Origin of the sequence: Micromonospora sp. B006 (assembly GCF_003408515.1) — a bacterium.
GTDB lineage: Bacteria > Actinomycetota > Actinomycetes > Mycobacteriales > Micromonosporaceae > Micromonospora > Micromonospora echinospora_A.
Genome location: NZ_CP030865.1, coordinates 2,374,745 through 2,391,774, shown reverse-complemented (window position 1 = coordinate 2,391,774; position 17,030 = coordinate 2,374,745). Strand labels below are relative to the sequence as shown.

The 17,030-nt window shown below is 74.5% G+C and carries 17 protein-coding genes and 1 tRNA gene; 14 read left to right on the top strand and 4 right to left on the bottom strand.

Translation table 11 applies throughout. The features are described from left to right. Positions 1-298: 298 nt before the first annotated feature. The 10 genes from MicB006_RS11440 to MicB006_RS11395 all read left to right on the top strand — a co-directional run bounded on the left by MicB006_RS11440 (position 299) and on the right by MicB006_RS11395 (position 11,704). Entirely contained in the window at positions 299-883 is a 585-nt protein-coding gene (locus MicB006_RS11440; RefSeq protein WP_116505844.1) for a hypothetical protein, read from the top strand. Positions 884-1,185: 302 nt separating this feature from the next. Further along, positions 1,186-4,506 (top strand): formate dehydrogenase, encoded by a 3,321-nt coding sequence (fdh, locus tag MicB006_RS11430; protein ID WP_192900229.1) that lies wholly within the window; start codon positions 1,186-1,188, stop codon positions 4,504-4,506. Then, positions 4,499-5,542, top strand: coding sequence for a 4Fe-4S dicluster domain-containing protein (locus tag MicB006_RS11425; protein ID WP_116505838.1), 1,044 nt, complete (start codon positions 4,499-4,501; stop codon positions 5,540-5,542). The genes fdh and MicB006_RS11425 overlap by 8 nt, the downstream gene beginning before the upstream one ends. Further along, positions 5,539-6,714, top strand: a complete 1,176-nt coding sequence (gene nrfD, locus MicB006_RS11420) for an NrfD/PsrC family molybdoenzyme membrane anchor subunit (RefSeq protein ID WP_116505836.1) — start codon at positions 5,539-5,541, stop codon at positions 6,712-6,714. The genes MicB006_RS11425 and nrfD overlap by 4 nt, the downstream gene beginning before the upstream one ends. A 45-nt stretch (positions 6,715-6,759) precedes the next feature. After that, positions 6,760-6,855: transfer RNA gene (locus tag MicB006_RS31640), tRNA-Sec, on the top strand. Positions 6,856-6,876: 21 nt separating this feature from the next. Continuing rightward, positions 6,877-8,169, top strand: a complete 1,293-nt coding sequence (gene selA / locus MicB006_RS11415) for an L-seryl-tRNA(Sec) selenium transferase (RefSeq protein ID WP_116505834.1) — start codon at positions 6,877-6,879, stop codon at positions 8,167-8,169. Positions 8,170-8,174: 5 nt separating this feature from the next. Next, positions 8,175-9,938, top strand: coding sequence for a selenocysteine-specific translation elongation factor (gene selB, locus MicB006_RS11410; RefSeq protein WP_116505832.1), 1,764 nt, complete (start codon positions 8,175-8,177; stop codon positions 9,936-9,938). 45 nt (positions 9,939-9,983) lie between these two features. After that, positions 9,984-10,181: a hypothetical protein gene (locus MicB006_RS11405; RefSeq protein ID WP_030503909.1), complete on the top strand. Its 198-nt coding sequence runs from the start codon at positions 9,984-9,986 to the stop codon at positions 10,179-10,181. Continuing rightward, positions 10,181-11,458 carry a hemolysin family protein gene (locus tag MicB006_RS11400; RefSeq protein WP_116505831.1) on the top strand — a complete coding sequence of 426 codons (1,278 nt, stop codon included), beginning with the start codon at positions 10,181-10,183 and terminating at the stop codon, positions 11,456-11,458. The genes MicB006_RS11405 and MicB006_RS11400 overlap by 1 nt, the downstream gene beginning before the upstream one ends. 66 nt (positions 11,459-11,524) lie before the next feature. Next, positions 11,525-11,704 (top strand): hypothetical protein, encoded by a 180-nt coding sequence (locus MicB006_RS11395; protein WP_073829444.1) that lies wholly within the window; start codon positions 11,525-11,527, stop codon positions 11,702-11,704. Positions 11,705-11,709: 5 nt separating this feature from the next. On the opposite strand, the gene MicB006_RS11390 is transcribed toward MicB006_RS11395, so the two are convergent. Beyond that, positions 11,710-12,366: a hypothetical protein gene (locus tag MicB006_RS11390; RefSeq protein ID WP_116505829.1), complete on the bottom strand. Its 657-nt coding sequence runs from the start codon at positions 12,364-12,366 to the stop codon at positions 11,710-11,712. A gap of 127 nt (positions 12,367-12,493) precedes the next feature. Here MicB006_RS11390 and MicB006_RS11385 point away from each other — a divergent pair, with 127 nt between their 5' ends. Then, positions 12,494-12,694, top strand: coding sequence for a hypothetical protein (locus MicB006_RS11385; protein ID WP_116505827.1), 201 nt, complete (start codon positions 12,494-12,496; stop codon positions 12,692-12,694). Here MicB006_RS11385 and MicB006_RS11380 read toward each other — a convergent pair. The 3 genes from MicB006_RS11380 to MicB006_RS11370 form a co-directional block, all read right to left on the bottom strand. Beyond that, a complete protein-coding gene (locus MicB006_RS11380; protein ID WP_073829447.1) occupies positions 12,691-13,164 on the bottom strand; it encodes a hypothetical protein in 474 nt (157 codons plus the stop codon). The two genes, MicB006_RS11385 and MicB006_RS11380, sit on opposite strands and share 4 nt — an antisense overlap. Then, positions 13,161-13,370 (bottom strand): phosphatidylethanolamine-binding protein, encoded by a 210-nt coding sequence (locus MicB006_RS11375; protein WP_116511362.1) that lies wholly within the window; start codon positions 13,368-13,370, stop codon positions 13,161-13,163. Before MicB006_RS11375 ends, MicB006_RS11380 begins: the two co-directional genes overlap by 4 nt. A 69-nt stretch (positions 13,371-13,439) precedes the next feature. After that, positions 13,440-14,279, bottom strand: coding sequence for a universal stress protein (locus tag MicB006_RS11370; RefSeq protein ID WP_116505825.1), 840 nt, complete (start codon positions 14,277-14,279; stop codon positions 13,440-13,442). A gap of 129 nt (positions 14,280-14,408) precedes the next feature. Between MicB006_RS11370 and MicB006_RS11365 the strand changes: the two genes are divergently transcribed. The 3 genes from MicB006_RS11365 to MicB006_RS11355 all read left to right on the top strand — a co-directional run bounded on the left by MicB006_RS11365 (position 14,409) and on the right by MicB006_RS11355 (position 16,951). Further along, positions 14,409-15,155 (top strand): SAM-dependent methyltransferase, encoded by a 747-nt coding sequence (locus MicB006_RS11365; protein ID WP_116505823.1) that lies wholly within the window; start codon positions 14,409-14,411, stop codon positions 15,153-15,155. Positions 15,156-15,244: 89 nt separating this feature from the next. Further along, positions 15,245-16,432 carry a PP2C family protein-serine/threonine phosphatase gene (locus tag MicB006_RS11360; protein WP_116505821.1) on the top strand — a complete coding sequence of 396 codons (1,188 nt, stop codon included), beginning with the start codon at positions 15,245-15,247 and terminating at the stop codon, positions 16,430-16,432. Positions 16,433-16,480: 48 nt separating this feature from the next. Next, positions 16,481-16,951, top strand: coding sequence for a MarR family winged helix-turn-helix transcriptional regulator (locus MicB006_RS11355; protein ID WP_116505820.1), 471 nt, complete (start codon positions 16,481-16,483; stop codon positions 16,949-16,951). Positions 16,952-17,030: the final 79 nt, after the last annotated feature.

The window sequence follows — 17,030 nt, the reverse complement described above, 5'->3', positions numbered from 1 at the left end:
GGGGTGGTCGGGGACACGCCGGTGGCGGAATCGGGTGCGGGGCCTGGGCGTTATACCTGGTGAACGACCGCAGCAGCGCCCCCGCAGCCGAGAAGGCGGGCGGCAGCGTCCGGGAATGATGCCGGGCCGGCGGTCGTTGGACATGTCTCCGGCGCGACCAGCGAGCCCCGCCACGCCACCCCCGGCGTCCGCGGGCCCGCGTGAGCAGACGCCGGATCCCCCCGAAGACTTTCTGAGCGCCTGACGGTGCCCACGCACTCGCCCCCTGGGTGCGTCGACCCCCGAATGGAGCCCCCCCATGAACAGCATTCTGCGTAAGAGCATCCTCGGTATCGCCGGTCTGACCGTCGCCGGTGGCCTGGCCGCCGGCCCCCTCAACCACGACAGCGCCCCCACCGCGCGGGACACCGCGGTCACCACCACCCAGGCCGCGAAGCTCGACACCGCCACGCTGATCCCGCACGGCGTACAGGGCGAGCAGTCCCACATCGACCTCAACGACGAGCAGACCGCCAACGTCAAGGCCATCATCGCCGCCACCAAGAAGGCCGGCATGGACGAACGCGCCGCCGTCGTGTCCATCGCCACCGCGCTGCAGGAGTCGAAGCTGGAGAACCTCGGCCACCTCGGTGACCGCAACGACCACGACTCGCAGGGCCTGTTCCAGCAGCGCCCCTCCAGCGGCTGGGGCACGGTCGAGCAGATCACCGACCCCGAATACTCCACCACCGCGTTCCTGAAGGGTCTGAAGCAGGTTGACGGCTGGCAGGACATGCCGCTGACCAAGGCCGCCCAGACCGTCCAGGTCTCCGCCTACCCGGACCACTACGCCCAGTGGGAGCAGCAGGCCGCCGACCTCGTCGCCCAGCACTGGAACAGCTGACCCGGCGGTGACCGGGGTCACGACGAACGAGCGGAAGAACCGTGACCCCGGTACCGTTGTGCAGAGCGTCGGTGTGTTCAGTGTCCCCGGGCCTCACCTAAATTGCCTTCGCGGAATACCGTTCGGCTGGAGCCGCGTCGCGCCACTCGCCGAGAGGCGACATGCACACCGACGCCCAGAGCCGCCCCGGCCATTCGGCCGGGGCGGCTCTGTCTGTGGGCTCGACTCGCACGCCCCCGGCCCCTGGCTTAGGGTGAGAACCGAGAGGTGAGAGCCGTTCTCGACGCAGAGGAGGTGCCCGGGTGGGTCTGAAGACCTTCATCCAGGGGTGGCCGGTCTACCGGCAACTCACCGGCACCGATCCGCTCGGTCGTGGCGCCGCCGCCCAGTCGGCGCGCTCCGCCGAGTTGGCCCCCCGCACCGAGACCGCCGACGGCATGGCCCGCTCGGTCTGCCCGTACTGCGCGGTCGGCTGCGGGCAGCGCGTCTTCCACTCCGACGGCAAGGTCACCCAGATCGAGGGCGACCCGGACAGCCCGATCTCGCGCGGCCGCCTCTGCCCGAAGGGCTCGGCCAGCAAGAGCCTGGTGACCAGCCCGCTGCGCCAGACGAAGGTCCGCTACCGCCGGCCGTACGCGACCGAGTGGGAGGACCTGGACCTCGACGTCGCGCTCGACATGATCGCCGACCGGATCCTCGCGGCCCGCGCGGAGACCTGGGAGGACGTCGACGACGAGGGTCGTCCGCTGAACCGGACGCTCGGCATCTCCAGCCTCGGTGGCGCGACGCTGGACAACGAGGAGAACTACCTCATCAAGAAGTTGTTCACCGCGATGGGGGCACTCCAGATCGAGAACCAGGCCCGTATTTGACACTCCGCCACAGTCCCCGGTCTGGGGACCAGCTTCGGTCGCGGCGGCGCCACGGACTTCCAGCAGGACCTTGCCAACGCTGACGTCATCATCATCCAGGGCTCGAACATGGCCGAGGCCCACCCGGTGGGCTTCCAGTGGGTGATGGAGGCGAAGAAGCGCGGCGCGAAGGTCTTCCACGTCGACCCGCGGTTCACGCGCACCAGCGCGCTCGCCGACACGTACCTGCCGATCCGGGCGGGCACGGACATCGCGCTGCTCGGCGGCGTGGTGCGCTACATCCTGGACAACGAGCTGGACTTCCGGGAGTACGTGCTGGCGTACACGAACGCGGCCAACATCGTCAGCGAGCAGTTCGCCGACACCGAGGACCTGGACGGCCTGTTCTCCGGCTACAACCCGGACACCGGCTCCTACGACCACGCCAGCTGGCAGTACGAAGGCCAGGAGGACAGCGCCAGGATCCGGGGCACCGGCAAGGAGCGCGACTCGGCCTCCGGGCTGGAGCACGAGTCGCACGGCGAGCCGGTGCCGCCGCAGGCTCTGCGGGACGAGACGCTGCAGCACCCGCGCTGCGTCTACCAGATCCTCAAGCGGCACTTCTCCCGCTACACCCCGGAGATGGTGGCCCGCGTGTGCGGCATCCCGGAGGAGAAGTTCCTGGAGCTGGCGCGCGCCTGGACGGAAAACTCGGGCCGGGAGCGCACCGGCGCGCTCGTCTACTCGGTCGGCTGGACCCAGCACAGCGTGGGCGTGCAGTACATCCGCACCGGCTCGATCATCCAGACGCTGCTGGGCAACATGGGCCGCCCGGGCGGTGGCATCCTGGCGCTGCGCGGCCACGCCAGCATCCAGGGCTCCACCGACATCCCGACGCTGTTCAACCTGCTGCCCGGCTACCTGCCGATGCCGCACCACGCCGACCACCCGACGTTCGACGAGTGGGTGAACAGCATCCGGCGCCCGGGCCAGAAGGGCTTCTGGGGCGACTCGCGCGCGTTCGCGACGAGCCTGCTCAAGGCGTACTGGGGTGACGCGGCGACGCCGGAGAACGACTTCTGCTACGACTACATGCCCCGGATGACCGGCGACCACGGGACGTACCAGCAGGTCCTGAACATGATCGACGGCAGGGTGAAGGGCTACTTCCTGCTCGGTCAGAACCCGGCGGTCGGCTCGGCGCACGGCCGCGCCCAGCGCCTCGGCATGGCCAACCTCGACTGGCTGGTCGTCCGCGACCTGTTCATGATCGAGAGCGCCACGTTCTGGAAGAACAGCCCGGAGATCGCCACCGGCGAGATCGTGCCGGAGGAGTGCCGTACCGAGGTGTTCTTCCTGCCGGCGGCCTCGCACGTGGAGAAGGAGGGCACGTTCACCCAGACGCAGCGGCTGTTGCAGTGGCGGGAGAAGGCTGTCGACCCGCCGGGCGACGCCCGCTCCGAGCTGTGGTTCTTCTACCACCTGGGCCGGGTGCTGCGGGAGAAGCTGGCCGCCTCCACCGAGCGTCGCGACCGGGCGCTGCTGGACCTGGCCTGGGACTACCCGACGCACGGTCCGCACGCCGAGCCGAGCGCCGAGGCGGTGCTGAAGGAGATCAACGGGTACGAGGTGGCCACCGGCCGCCCGCTGAACGCCTTCGTCGAGGCTCGCGACGACGGCTCCACAGCCATCGGCTGCTGGATCTACTCCGGCGTCTACGCCGACGGCGTGAACCAGGCGGCCCGCCGCCGGTCCCGCCACGAGCAGGACTGGGTGGCCGCCGAGTGGGGCTGGGCCTGGCCGGCGAACCGCCGCACGCTCTACAACCGCGCCTCCGCCGACCCGGACGGCCGGCCGTGGAGCGAGCGTAAGAAGTACATCTGGTGGGACCCGGACGCCGGCGAGTGGACCGGGTACGACGTGCCGGACTTCGAGAAGACGAAACCGCCGTCGTACCGGCCGCCGGAGGGCGCCTCCGGGCCGGCCGGGCTCGCCGGTGACGACGCGTTCGTCATGCAGGGCGACGGCAAGGCGTGGCTGTACGCGCCGACCGGCGTCCTGGACGGCCCGCTGCCGACGCACTACGAGCCGGCCGAGTCGCCGATGCGCAACCCGCTCTACGGTCAGCAGGCCAACCCGACCCGCAAGGTCTACGAGCATCCGATCAACCGGATGAACCCGAGCCCGCCGGAGCCGCACAGCCAGGTCTTCCCGTACGTGTTCACTGTCAGCCGCCTCACCGAGCACCACACCGCCGGCGGGATGAGCCGTACCGTGCCGCGCCTGGCGGAGCTGCAACCGGAGATGTTCGTCGAGGTGTCCCCGGAACTGGCCGGCGAGATCGGGCTGGCGCACCTGGGCTGGGCGCATCTGATCAGCGGCCGCGCGGCGATCGAGGCGCGGGTGCTCGTCACCGACCGGCTCACCCCGCTGCGGGTGGACGGGCGGATCATCCATCAGGTGTGGCTGCCGTACCACTTCGGCAGCGAGGGTCTGGTCACCGGCGACTCGGCGAACGACCTGTTCGGCATCACGCTGGACCCGAACGTGCTCATCCAGGAGAGCAAGGTCGGCACCTGCGACATCCGGCCCGGCCGTCGTCCCACCGGTCCGGCGCTGCTGGACCTGGTCGGCGACTACCAGCGGCGGGCCGGGATGACGCCGGACCGGAAGGTCCCCATGGTGACCACCGACGCCGTCGGCGGGGACGCCGCCGGCAGCACCGACGAGCGGTCGCCCGCCGCGCACCAGGACGGGGAGCCGGATGCCTGACGCCAACAGCCTGTACGGACCGCTGGACCCGGCCCCCGACGCGGGCTGGGTGTCGGCGCCGCCCCGGATGGGCTTCTTCACCGACACCAGCGTCTGCATCGGCTGCAAGGCGTGCGAGGTCGCCTGCAAGGAGTGGAACGGCGTCCCCGACTCGGGGTTCGACCTGCTCGGCATGTCGTACGACAACACCGGCGCGCTGACCGCGAACTCGTGGCGGCACGTCGCGTTCATCGAGCAGCCCCGCCCGGCCGGGCACCGCACGCCGCCGTTCGCGGGCGATCCGACGGGCCCGGCGACGAGCCCCGCGTCCGCGGCGGCCGGTGCCGTCACAGCCCTCGACACCGGCACGAATCCCGGTCTGCCCCCGGGGCAGCCGGAGGCGGCGGCGCGGATGGCGGCCGGGCCGGAGTTCCTCGGCATGCCCGGCGCGCAGCCGCCCGGGCGGGACAGCGGCGCGGAGACCCGCTCCGACTTCCGCTGGCTGATGATGTCCGACGTGTGCAAGCACTGCACGCACGCGGCCTGCCTGGACGTGTGCCCGACCGGCTCGCTGTTCCGCACCGAGTTCGGCACTGTGGTGGTGCAGGAGGACATCTGCAACGGCTGCGGCTACTGCATCTCCGCCTGCCCGTACGGCGTGATCGACCAGCGCAAGGGTGACGGCCGGGCGTGGAAGTGCACGCTGTGCTACGACCGGATGGGCGCGGGCATGACGCCCGCCTGCGCGCAGGCCTGCCCGACCGAGTCCATCCAGTACGGCCCGCTCGACGAGCTGCGGGAACGCGCCGCCACGCGGGTCGCCGCGCTGCACGAGCGGGGTGTGCCGGAGGCGCGTCTGTACGGCCACGACCCGACCGACGGCGTCGGCGGGGACGGCCGGTTCTTCCTGCTGCTCGACGAGCCGGAGGTGTACGGGCTGCCGCCGGACCCGGTGGTCACCACCCGGGACCTGCCGAAGATGTGGAAGCGGGCCGGGTTCGCCGCGCTGGCCATGGCGGCGGCTGCCGTCGCCGCGTTCGTCGGAGGATCGTCGTGAGCCCGGACCGCCCGGTCGGTGACCTGTTCCGCCGCTTCCGCGCGCGCCTGTCCGCCGGACAGGAGAACGGCAACGCCGCCGAGCGGGAGAACGGCAGCCGGGCCACCGCCGCCGGTCCCGGCGTGGGCCGCACCGACGCCGGCTCCCGCGACGCCGGCCTGGCCCCGCACCCGCCCCGCGACGCGGCCCCGCGCCGACGCCGGGGCGGCAAGGGCGGCGGCGAGCAGCTCAACGTGCCGCCGGCCGAGTTCACCTCCTACTACGGCCGGCCCGTCCTCAAGCCGCCGGTGTGGCGGTGGGACATCGCCGCGTACCTGTTCACCGGCGGGCTGGCCGCCGGATCGTCGCTGCTGGCCGCCGGCGGGCAGCTCACCGGCAGGCCGGCGCTGCGCCGCGCCGGCCGGATCGCCGCGCTGGCCGGGGTCGGCGCGAGCACCTACTTCCTGGTCAACGACCTGGGCCGGCCGTCGCGCTTCCACCACATGCTGCGGGTGGCGAAGGTGACCTCGCCGATGTCGGTGGGCACCTGGATCCTCAGCGTGTTCGGCCCGGCCGCCGGGATCGCCGCGATCGCCGAGGCCGCCCCGCTGCTGCCCGAGCGCGGGCTGCTCGGGCTCGGCCGCCGGCTGCTGCCCCCGGTCGGGCACGCCGCCGGGATGGCCGCCGCCGTCACCGCGCCGGCGCTTGCCACGTACACCGGGGTGCTGCTGGCGGACACGGCGGTGCCGTCGTGGCACGAGGCGTACCCGGAACTGCCGGCCATCTTCGCGGGCAGCGCGCTGGCCAGCGGCGCAGGCGTCGGGTTGATCGCCGCGCCGCCCGGGCAGGCCGGCCCGGCGCGGCGTCTCGCGGTCGCGGGCGCGGCGATGGAGCTGTGGGGCTCGCACCGGGTGGAGAACCGGCTCGGGCTGCTCAGCGAGCCCTACACCCAGGGCACGCCCGGCAAGCTGCTGCAAGCCGGGCGGGCGCTGACCGCCGCCGGGGTGGCGGGCGCGCTGGTCGGCCGCCGCAGCCGGGTCCTGTCCGCGCTGTCCGGCGCCGCGCTGATCGCCGCGTCGGTGTGCACCCGGTTCGGGATCTTCCACGGCGGCGTCGCCTCCGCGCGCGACCCGCGCTACACGGTGGTGCCGCAGCGGGAACGCGCCGACCGGCGGGCCGCCGACCAGGACTGACACCTTCCCGGGCGGCCTCCCGCCCGCTGTGGTTGACTGCTGCGTGGAGGCGTTCAGGCGGCTGGTGCCCCTCCCGGTCTTCAAAACCGGTGTGGTCCGGGACCCGGGCCAGGCGGGTTCGATTCCCGTCCGTCTCCGCCAAACCGTTCCCGGGAGAGCGCGATGCGTGAGGTCGACCCGCGACGGCGGGTGCCGCGCACCGACGCGCTGCTCGCCGATCCCGCGCTGGCCGCCGCCGCCGTGACGCTGGGCCGCGACCGGGTCAAGGCCGCCGTCGTCCGCGCGCAGGACCGCGCCCGCCGCGGCGAGCTGACCCCCGAACAGGTACGCGACGCGGCGCTCGCCGACCTGCCCAGCCGTACGCCACGCGCCGTGCTCAACGCCACCGGCGTCGTGCTGCACACCAACCTGGGCCGCGCCCCGCTCGCCCCGTCCGCGGTGGACGCGCTGGTCGCCGCCGCCGGGAACACCGACGTGGAGCTGGATCTGCGTACCGGCCGGCGGGCCCGGCGCGGCAGGGAGGCGCTCGACGCGCTCGCCGCCGCCGTGCCCGACGCGGGGGCGGTGCATGTGGTGAACAACGGCGCGGCGGCGCTGGCGCTGGCCGCCACCGCGCTCGCCGCCGGCCGGGAGATCGTGGTCAGCCGCGGTGAGCTGGTCGAGATCGGTGACGGGTTCCGCCTGCCCGACCTGCTGGCCAGCACCGGCGCGCGGCTGCGCGAGGTGGGCACCACCAACCGCACCACGCGCGCCGACTACGAAGCCGTGATCGGCGAGCACACCGGTTTCGTGCTCAAGGTGCACCCGTCGAACTTCGTGGTCACCGGTTTCACCTCGGCGGTGCCGGTCGGCGAACTGGCCACGCTCGGCGTACCGGTGGTGGTCGACATCGGGTCGGGGCTGCTCGCGCCGGACCCGCTGCTGCCCGCCGAGCCGGACGCGGCCACCACGCTGCGCGCGGGCGCGCACCTGGTCACCGCCAGCGGCGACAAGCTGCTCGGCGGCCCGCAGGCCGGTCTGCTGCTCGGCGACGCCGACCTGGTGCACCGGCTGCGCCGGCACCCGCTCGCGCGGGCGCTGCGGGTCGACAAGCTCACCCTCGCCGCACTCGCCGCCACCCTGTACGCGCCGACCACGCCCACCCGGGACGCGCTGCACGCCGACCCGGTCCGGCTGCGCGCCCGGATGGAGCGGCTGCGCGACCGGCTCGGTGAGGACGGCTGCAAGGCCGAGGTGGTGCCCAGCGCGGCGGTGGTCGGTGGCGGCGGCGCGCCCGGCGTCGAGCTGGACTCGTGGGCGCTGAGCCTGCCCGAGCGGTACGCCGAGCCGCTGCGCACCGGCCGGCCGGCGATCCTCGGCCGGGTGCTGCACGGCCGGCTCCTGCTGGACCTGCGCGCCGTGCCGGAGGCCGCCGACGACCGGGTCCGCGCGGCCGTGCTGAGCGTGGAGGACTGACCGGCATGTGGGTGGTGGCGACCGCCGGGCACGTCGACCACGGCAAGTCCACGCTGGTGCGGGCGCTGACCGGGATGGAACCGGACCGGTGGGCGGAGGAACGCCGCCGGGGCATGACCATCGACCTCGGCTTCGCCTGGACCGCGCTGCCGTCGGGCGGCACGATCGCCTTCGTCGACGTACCCGGGCACGAGCGGTTCGTGCCGAACATGCTCGCCGGTGTCGGCCCGGTCCCGGCCGCGCTGATCGTCGTGGCGGCCGACGAGGGCTGGATGCCGCAGTCCGCCGAGCACCTGGCCGCGTTGGACGCGCTCGGTGTGTCGTACGGGCTGCTGGCGGTCACCCGCGCGGACCTGGCCGACCCCGGTCCGGCCACGGCGCGGGCCCGCGAGGAGATCGCCGCGACGTCGCTGGGCGAGGTGGAGGCGGTGCCCGTCTCCGCGGTCACCGGCGCCGGGCTGCCCGAGCTGTGCGCCGCGCTTGATCGCCTGGTCGCCCGGCTGCCGGAGCCGGCCCCGGACGCGCCGGTGCGGCTCTGGGTGGACCGCGCGTTCACGGTACGCGGCAGCGGCACCGTGGTCACCGGCACGCTCGGCGGCGGCCGGCTGCGCGTCGGCGACGAACTGGAGCTGGCGGGCACCGGCGAGGCGGTACGGGTACGCGGCCTGCACTCGCTCGGCGCCGCGCACACCGCCGTCGACGCGGTGGCCCGGGTCGCGGTGAACCTGCGCGGCCTGCCCCGGGACCGGGTCGGGCGCGGCGACGCGCTGCTCACGCCCGGCCGGTTCGGGCGTACCGACCTGCTCGACGTGCGGCTGTCCGGCGACCCGGCCGCCGACCTGCCGGCCACTCTTACGCTGCACGTCGGCTCGGCGGCGGTGCCCGCCCGGGTCCGGCCGCTGGGCCCGGACACGGTCCGGCTGCGCCTGGCCCGGCCGCTGCCGCTGCTGATCGGGGACCGGGCGCTGCTGCGCGACCCCGGCCGGCACCACGTCTGCGGCGGCGTCACGGTGCTCGACGTGGACCCGCCGCCGCTGCGCCGCCGGGGCGCGGCGGCGGCCCGCTCGGCAGTGCTGGCCGGTCTCGACGGGCGACCGGACCTGGCCGGGGAACTGCGCCGGCGACGGCTGATCCGGGCCGGTGACCTGACCCGGATGGGCGTCGCGCCGACGGCGACGCCGGTGGCCGGGCAGTGGCTGGCCGACCCGGAGCACTGGCGTGACCTGGGCCGGCGCGTCACCGAGGAGGTGACGCGGTACGCCGCCGAGCACCCGCTCGCCGCGGGCGTACCTGTCGACGTGCTGCGCCACCGGCTCGACCTGCCCGAGCGCGCCCTGGTGACCGCGTTGCTGCGCCCGCCGCTGCGGCTGCGCGACGGCCTGGCCACCGCCGCGCCGCAGCACACGCTGCCCGACCCGGTGGCCCGGGCGGTGGACCGGGTCCGGGCGCAGTACGGCGACCGGCCGTTCCAGGCGCCCGAGGCGCACCACCTGGCCGACCTCGGGCTCGGCCCCCGCGAGATCGGTGCCGCGGTCCGGGCCGGCGCGTTACTCAAGCTCGCCGAGAACGTGGTGCTGCTACCCGGCGCCCCCGACGACGCGGTGCGCGTCCTGGCCGGGCTGCCGCAGCCGTTCACGCTCAGCGCCGCCCGGCAGGCGCTCGGCACCACCCGGCGGGTGGCGGTGCCGCTGCTGGAGCTGCTGGACCGGCGCGGGGCCACCCGGCGGCTGCCCGACGACGCCCGCGAGGTGGTCCGCCCGCCGGGCTGAGTCAACAGGCGTCGACGGCCCGCTCCGGTCACCTACCGTGACGCCATGGACCCTTCCGCGGTCTGGCGGGACAAGAACCACAAGTGGCGGATCGAGGCGTACCGCGCCCCGGACCTGCGATTCGCCATCTACGCCACGAACGGCCCCACCGAGTCGGCGCCGCTGTGGCTGTTCGGGATGGCCGCGCTGGCCCGCTGGCTGATGACCCACGCGATCTCCCTGGACGACCTGGAGACGGACTGATGGCCGGGCAGATCGCACTGGTGGCCGTCCTGGTCCTGGTCAACGCCGCGCTGTCCGGCAGCGAGATGGCGCTGGTGAGCCTGCGGGAGGGGCAGCTGCGCCGGCTGGCGCGCTCCGGGCGGGCCGGGGCGAGACTCAGCCGCCTCACCCGCGAACCGAACCGCTACCTGGCCACCATCCAGCTCGGCATCACGCTCGCCGGCTTCCTCGCCTCGGCCGCCGCGGCGGTGACGCTCGCCGAGCCGCTCGTCGGGCCGCTGGGGTTCCTCGGCGGGGCCGCCCGCCCGGTGGCCGTGTTCCTGGTGACGCTGCTGCTGACGTTCCTCACGCTCGTGGTGGGAGAGCTGGCGCCCAAGCGGCTGGCCATGCAGACGGCGGAGCGGTGGGCGCTGCTCAGCGCCGGGCCGCTGGACCTGCTGGCGCGGCTGTCCCGGCCGGCGGTGTGGCTGCTCGGCCGTTCCACCGACCTGCTGGTCCGGCTCGCCGGCGGCGACCCGCGCGCCAACCGGCAGGAGGTGACCGAGGAGGAGTTGCGGGAAATGCTGGTCAGCCAGCGTGGCCTGTCCGCCCAGCAGCGGGAGATCCTGGCCGGGGCGTTCGACATCGCCGGCCGTACGCTGCGGGAGATCATCGTCGCGCGCCGCGACGTGACCACGTTGCCCGCCGACCTGCCGGCGGCCGAGGCGATGCGCCGGCTCGCGGCCACCGGCCGGTCCCGGGCGCCCGTGATCGGGCCCGGCGGGCTCGACGACGTGTGCGGCACCGTGCACATCCGCGACCTGGTGGACGCCGACGGCGCGCCGGTCGGCGCCCGGGCCCGCCCGCCGGTGCTGCTGCCCGGCACGCTGCCGGTGGCCGACGCGATGCGGCAGCTGCGCCAGCGGCACGAGCAGCTCGCCCTGGTGGTGGACGAGTACGGCGGCGTGGACGGGCTCGTCACCATGGAGGACCTGCTCGAGGAGGTCGTCGGCGAGCTGTACGACGAGACCGACCGGGACGTGCACCGCGCCGTCCGGGAACCCGACGGGGCGCTGCTGCTGCCGGGCGACTTCCCGCTGCACGACCTGCCGGACGTGGGCGTACGTGTGACGTTTCCGCTGTCGCGGGAGTACACCACGGTGGCGGGGCTGGTGCTGGCCGGGCTGGGCCGGCTGCCCGAGGGCCCGGGGGAGCGGGTGCGGCTGCCCGGCCTCACCGTGGAGGTGCTCGAGGTGGCGGGACGCGCGATCCGGCGGGTGCGGCTGCGCGGCCCGGCGGTCGGCCGCGCGCCGGACTGACACCCGGACGGGGGACGGCCGCCCGATCCGCGCCCCGGGCGCCGCCGCCGGTCGTACGGTGCGGGCGTGAAGGACCGAGGACTGCGTACGTTCATCACCGTGCTGGCCGGACTGGCCGTGATCTACTTCGGCTTCTCGGGCAGCCGCGGCAGCGGCGAGGAGGGCGTCTCCGGCGGCGTGGTGCTGCTGGCGCTGCTCGCCTCGTTGCTGGCCTGGAACCTGACCAAGCCCGGACCGGCCAAGTAGCGCTCTCAGCGGGCCGTGGCGGCGCTGCGGCTCACCTCGCCCGCCGACTCCTCGCCCAGCGCCACCCGCACCAGCGCCGACGCCAGCCGCCCGAAGTCCGCCTCGCCGACCAGCCCGACCAGGTCGCCGGGGCTCGCCGGCAGGCCCAGCCGCTTCGCCCCGGCCAGCGTGCGCCGGTCGGCGTACGGGCGCACGTCCGGCCACACCGACTGCGCCTCGCGCAGGAAGATGTCCGCCCCGGTGGGGCCGATGCCGGGGAACTCGGTGAGCAACCGGCGCAGCGCCGCTCGGTCGGCGCCGGCTTCCTGGTGCAGCCGACGCAGGTCGCCGTGCCAGCGGTCGAGGCAGAGTCGGGCGCCGGTGCCGAGCATGGTCGCGGTCCGCTCGTCGTAACGCCGGTAGTGACCCCGGCCCAGCGCGTCGACCCGGTCCTGCCAGGTCGCCGCCTCCATCGCCTGCGGCGTGCGGTAGCCGGCGGCGAACAGCTCCCGCGCCGCGGCCACCGCCACCGACGCCCGGATCCGGGTGCTCAGCAGCGTGGCGAGCACCAGCAACTGGTAGAGCGGGCCGGGCCGGTCGGCGAGCGCGATCCCGGCCTCCTCCGCGTACGTGCGGGACTGCCGGTCCAGCAGGGCGCGCGCGACGTTGCGATCGTCTGGCATCCATCAGGCTTACCCGCCCCGGCCCCGGCCAGACCTGCGGGCCGATCCGGAATGTGCCCGACGGTGACGGGTACGCGGGTCGGGCGCGCGGTCGACGGCCGTGCGCTCCACCGGGAAGGAGAGACCCGTGGTCAAGCCGCAGCAGGAGGAACTGCGCCGGAACGACCTCGGCGCCACCAGCCAGGACAGCCGCAAGACGGCCACCCAGGCGGGCAGCCGTTCGCGAGGCGGGGGCACGTCGAACGCCGACGCGGGCCGGCCCGTCCCCAAGGGGCAGGTGTCGCCGTACGGCCCGGCCGGTGAGCCGGTGGCCGACGACGAGAGCTAACCGCGAGCCGACGTCGGCCGCAGTCGCCGCCAGGTGGCTGCGGCCGACAGCCCGTACGCCAGGTGCGGGATCAGGTCGGAGACCCAGTCGCTGCGCCGCCAGGTACGCGGGTCGGTCACGCCGAGCACTGTCATCGAGCCGTCGGAGGTGGCCATCACGCCCCCACCGAGCAGCACAGTGGCCAGCGGCAACGGGATCCGCCGTCGCGCGGCGAGCAGGCCGAACGCGGCCCCCGCGGCGATGCCGGTGGCGTATCCGAGAAACGGGCCCAGACCGGAGCGGCGGTTCGCCGCCTGCTGGTCCTGGCCCAGGTCGACGTGCGTGACGTCGGCCAGCCGCCCGGCCACCGACTCCGGGGTGCTGCTGGCCGGCCGCGCCCGTACCGCCATGTCGAGGTACGAGACCGCGTTCAGGACGGCGCTGCCGACGGCGCCCGCGATGGCGCCGTCGACGGCGGCTGCCGTCCTCACTTCGGGTCACCCGGTTCCCGGTTGCCCTTGGGGCCGTAGGTGCGTTCGCCCCGGACGACGCCGCGTTGCCCGCGGTCGTCCTGCAGGATCCGGTTGGCGACCTGGTTGGCCTCCTTGTCCGTGGCGCGCCCGGACTGCTCGACGAGGTCGCGCAGCCGTGCCCGTTGCTTGTCGTACGCGTTGCTTCCCGGACGTGGTCCTGGCATCACTGCCCCCTCGGGTCGCTGTCGGCTGACGAACCCGTCTACCCGCCCGGGCCGGGACCAACCGTGCGCTCAGCCCGGGGTGCGGACGACCGCGACCGGGCACGCGGAGCGGTGCAGGATGCCCTGGCTCACCGAGCCGAGCAGCAAGCCGCTCAGCTCGCCGCGGCCCTGCCGGCCCACCACGACCAGTTGGGCGTCCCGGGACGCCTCGGTCAGCGCCGCGACCGGGCGGGCGTGCACGGCATCGCGGGTGATCGGCACGTCCGGCCAGCGTTCGGCGATGCCGGCGACCGACTCGGCGAGCAGGCGTTCCTCCTCGCCGGCCTGCGCCCCCCGGCCGCCTGGGCGGGCGTACACCACGCGCAGCGGGGCGCCGCGGGAGGACGCCGCGTCGGCGGCGAACTCGACGGCGGCGCGGGACAGCGCGGAGCCGTCCACGCCGGCGACCACCGGGCCGGTGTCGCGGGCCGTGCCCCGGGCGACCAGCACCGGGCAGTCGGCGTGTGCGGTGACCTGCAGCGCGACCGAGCCGATCACCAGCGAGGCGAACCCGCCGAGACCCCGGTCGCCGAGCACGATCAGGGCGGCGGTGGGGGACTCGCCGATCAGCACGGCGGCTGCCTCCCCGTCGATGATCTCGCCGGTGATGTGCAGCCCGGACTCCTGCGCCTGGGCGGCGTTCACCGCGTCGGCGACCAGTTGCTCGGCCTGGTGGCGCAGGCCGGCGTGCGGCGGCGCCCCGGCCGGAGCGGCCACCGGCACGCCCAGCAGCGGCCAGATGAATCCGTGGACCACCCGCAGGGGCCGGTTGCGGCGGGCAGCCTCCCGGGCGGCCAGGAGCACGGCTCGTGTCGCCGGCTCGGAGCCGTCCACCCCGACCACCACGGCCGCGCCGTCAGCGGAGTTCACCCGGTACCTCCTCGTGGCCGACGCTCCCGCGGCCAGTATCGCGGCCGGCGGGACCGGCCCGGGGCGATACCGCGCCGGTCGCCCGGTCGGTACGCTGGCGTGCAGCGCCCACGGGAGGGAGGCCCGTCGATGGATCAGCCGGACGGACCGAGCACCGCCCGCATGATCGACTACTGGCTCGGTGGCCGGCACCACCGTCCGGTCGACGTCGCCGCGGCCGCCGCGTTCGAAGCGGCGTACGGGCCCTGCGCGGCGATCTTCCGCTCGCTGCGCGGCTTCCTGGGCCGGACCGTGCGGGCCATGGCCGACGAGGGCGTGGACGGCTTCCTGGTCTTCGGTGCGGGCGTGCCCACCTGCGGCAACGTGCACGAGGTCGCGCCGGAGGCGACGGTCCTCTACACCGACGTCGACCCGGAGACGGTCCGGCTCGGCCAGCGCCTGCTCGCCGGCAGTGACCGCGCCGGCTACGGCTACGGTGACGCCACCGACATCGGCACCGTCGACCGGGCGCAGCTGCACCGTTTCGTGCCGGGGTGGGGGAGACGGCCGGTCGGAGTGGTCTTCCTCGGGCTGGCCGCGTTCCTGGACGACGACAAGCTCGCCCGTACGCTGGACGAGTTGTACCAGGCGGTCGCGCCGGGCAGCCGGCTGGCGATCGACTTCGACAGCGAGGAGCTGGCCGGGCACCCGCAGGCGCTGGCCATGATGGGCCCGGCGTTCCGGATGCGCGCGCCCGACCGGTTCGCGCCGCTGCTGGGCCGCTGGCGTCCCACTGACGACGGCGTCGTACCGGTGGCCCGGTGGCGGCCCGAGGGCGAGCCGGAGCAGGTGCCGGACGCGTTCCACGGCGCGCTGGCGTTGCGACCGGCGGACTGAGCCGCGCCGGTCGAGGCGGCCCGTTCGGCTGTCGGGGGTCCTTCGTATGATGTTTGCCCTGTAGCAATAGTCGTCATCGGAGGATGAGCATGCCGGAGGCGTCCGGATCGGTGTCACGTGCCCTGCGCACGGCGCCCCCCGACCAGCTGGTGGAGACCGCGGACGCGGTGCTGCGCCAGACGCTCGGGGCCGCGCGGGCGGAGGTGTTCGTCGCCGACTACCGCGCCAGCGGCCTCTGGCCGGTGCTCGACCCGGACCTGCCCGACGGCGGCCAGCAGCCGGCACACACCGTGGCGCAACGCTGTTTCAGCAGCCAGGAGCCGGTCCTGGACATCACCGACGACGGCCGCTGCCGGGCCTACCTGCCGCTGTCGGTGTGGGGGGAGCGGCTCGGCGTGCTGATGGTCGAGCTGCCCGGCGATCCGGACGCGGCCACAGTGGAGGCGGCCCGCGACGCCGCCGGCGAGCTGGCCGTGGCCATCCGCGCGGCCGACCGGGAGACCGACAGGTACCGCCGCGCCCGGCGGCGGGAACGGCTGAGCATGGCCGCGGAGATGCAGTGGGACCTGTTGCCCGGACGCAGCGTGCGCCACGGCGACGCGTTGCTGGCCGGGCAGCTCGAACCGGCGTACACGGTGGGCGGTGACCACTTCGACTGGTCGGTGGACAGCGAACGTCTCACCCTCACCGTGCTCAACGGCACCGGCAGCGGGCTGGCCGCGTCGCTGCTCACGGCGATGACTGTGAACGCCATGCGCAACGCCAGGCGTTCCGGCGGCAGTCTGGTCGAGCAGGCGGAGCTGGCCTCGGACACCATCTACTACCAGCACCGGGGCGGCCGGCACGTGGCCACGCTGCTGTTGGAGCTGGACAGCCGCCGGGGCGTGGTGCGGGCGGTGGACGCCGGTTCCCCGCAGCTGCTGCGGCTGCGCGGAGGGCGGGTCACCCCGATCGCGCTGGAGCAGCAACTGCCGCTGGGCATGTTCGCCGAGACCCGGTACGACGTGCAGGAGTTCACTCTGGAGCCGGGCGATCGTCTCTTCGTGGTCAGCGACGGGGTGTACGCGGCGGAGCCCGACGGCCAGGAGCCGTACGGCGCCCGGGCCATGGCGCGCGCGATGCGGGCCACTCGGCTGCAGCCGGCGACCGAGGCAGTTGGTACGGTGATGCGCGAACTGCATGCGTACCACGCCGACGCGGATCTCCGTGACGACGCGGTCGTCGTCTGCCTGGACTGGCGCGGTTCCGGCCGGTCCGACGACGTCACGGGGCAGTGATCGGGGCGGCGGAGCGAACACGAGCGGGACGATCGCAGGGGACAGCGGGTGGAGCGACCTCCGAATCTTGCCGCGGCCATCGAGTCGGCTGCGGAGGCGCTCATCGGTGTGCTCGACTCCGCGACCTCACGGCACACCGTCAGCGTCTCACCGACGCAGCTGCGGGTGCTGTCGCTGATCGTGTCCCATCCGGACACCAACGTGAACCGGCTGGCCGAGCTGCTGGACGTGGTCCCGTCGTCGGCGAGCCGGCTCTGTGACCGCCTGGAGGCCGTCGGCCTGCTGCGCCGGGTGGCCGACCCGCGCGACAGGCGAGAGGTGCGGCTGATCCCGACCGCCGCGGCGGAGACGTTGCTGCGCGACCTGCAGGAGCGCCGGCACCTCGCGGTCCAGACGGTGCTCGACCGGATGCCCAGTCGCCAGCAGCACGAGCTGCTGCTGGCGCTCGTGGCGTTCAGCCAGGCCGCCACGGCCGCCGCGCCGAACGCGGACGCCGACTCCACCGCCCGCACCGCCTGATCCCGCCCTCCATGAAGGCGGTCGTCGTCGGCCGCGATGGTCAGCTAGTGTCCTAGGATGCCCTAGCGGTTGTGACGGT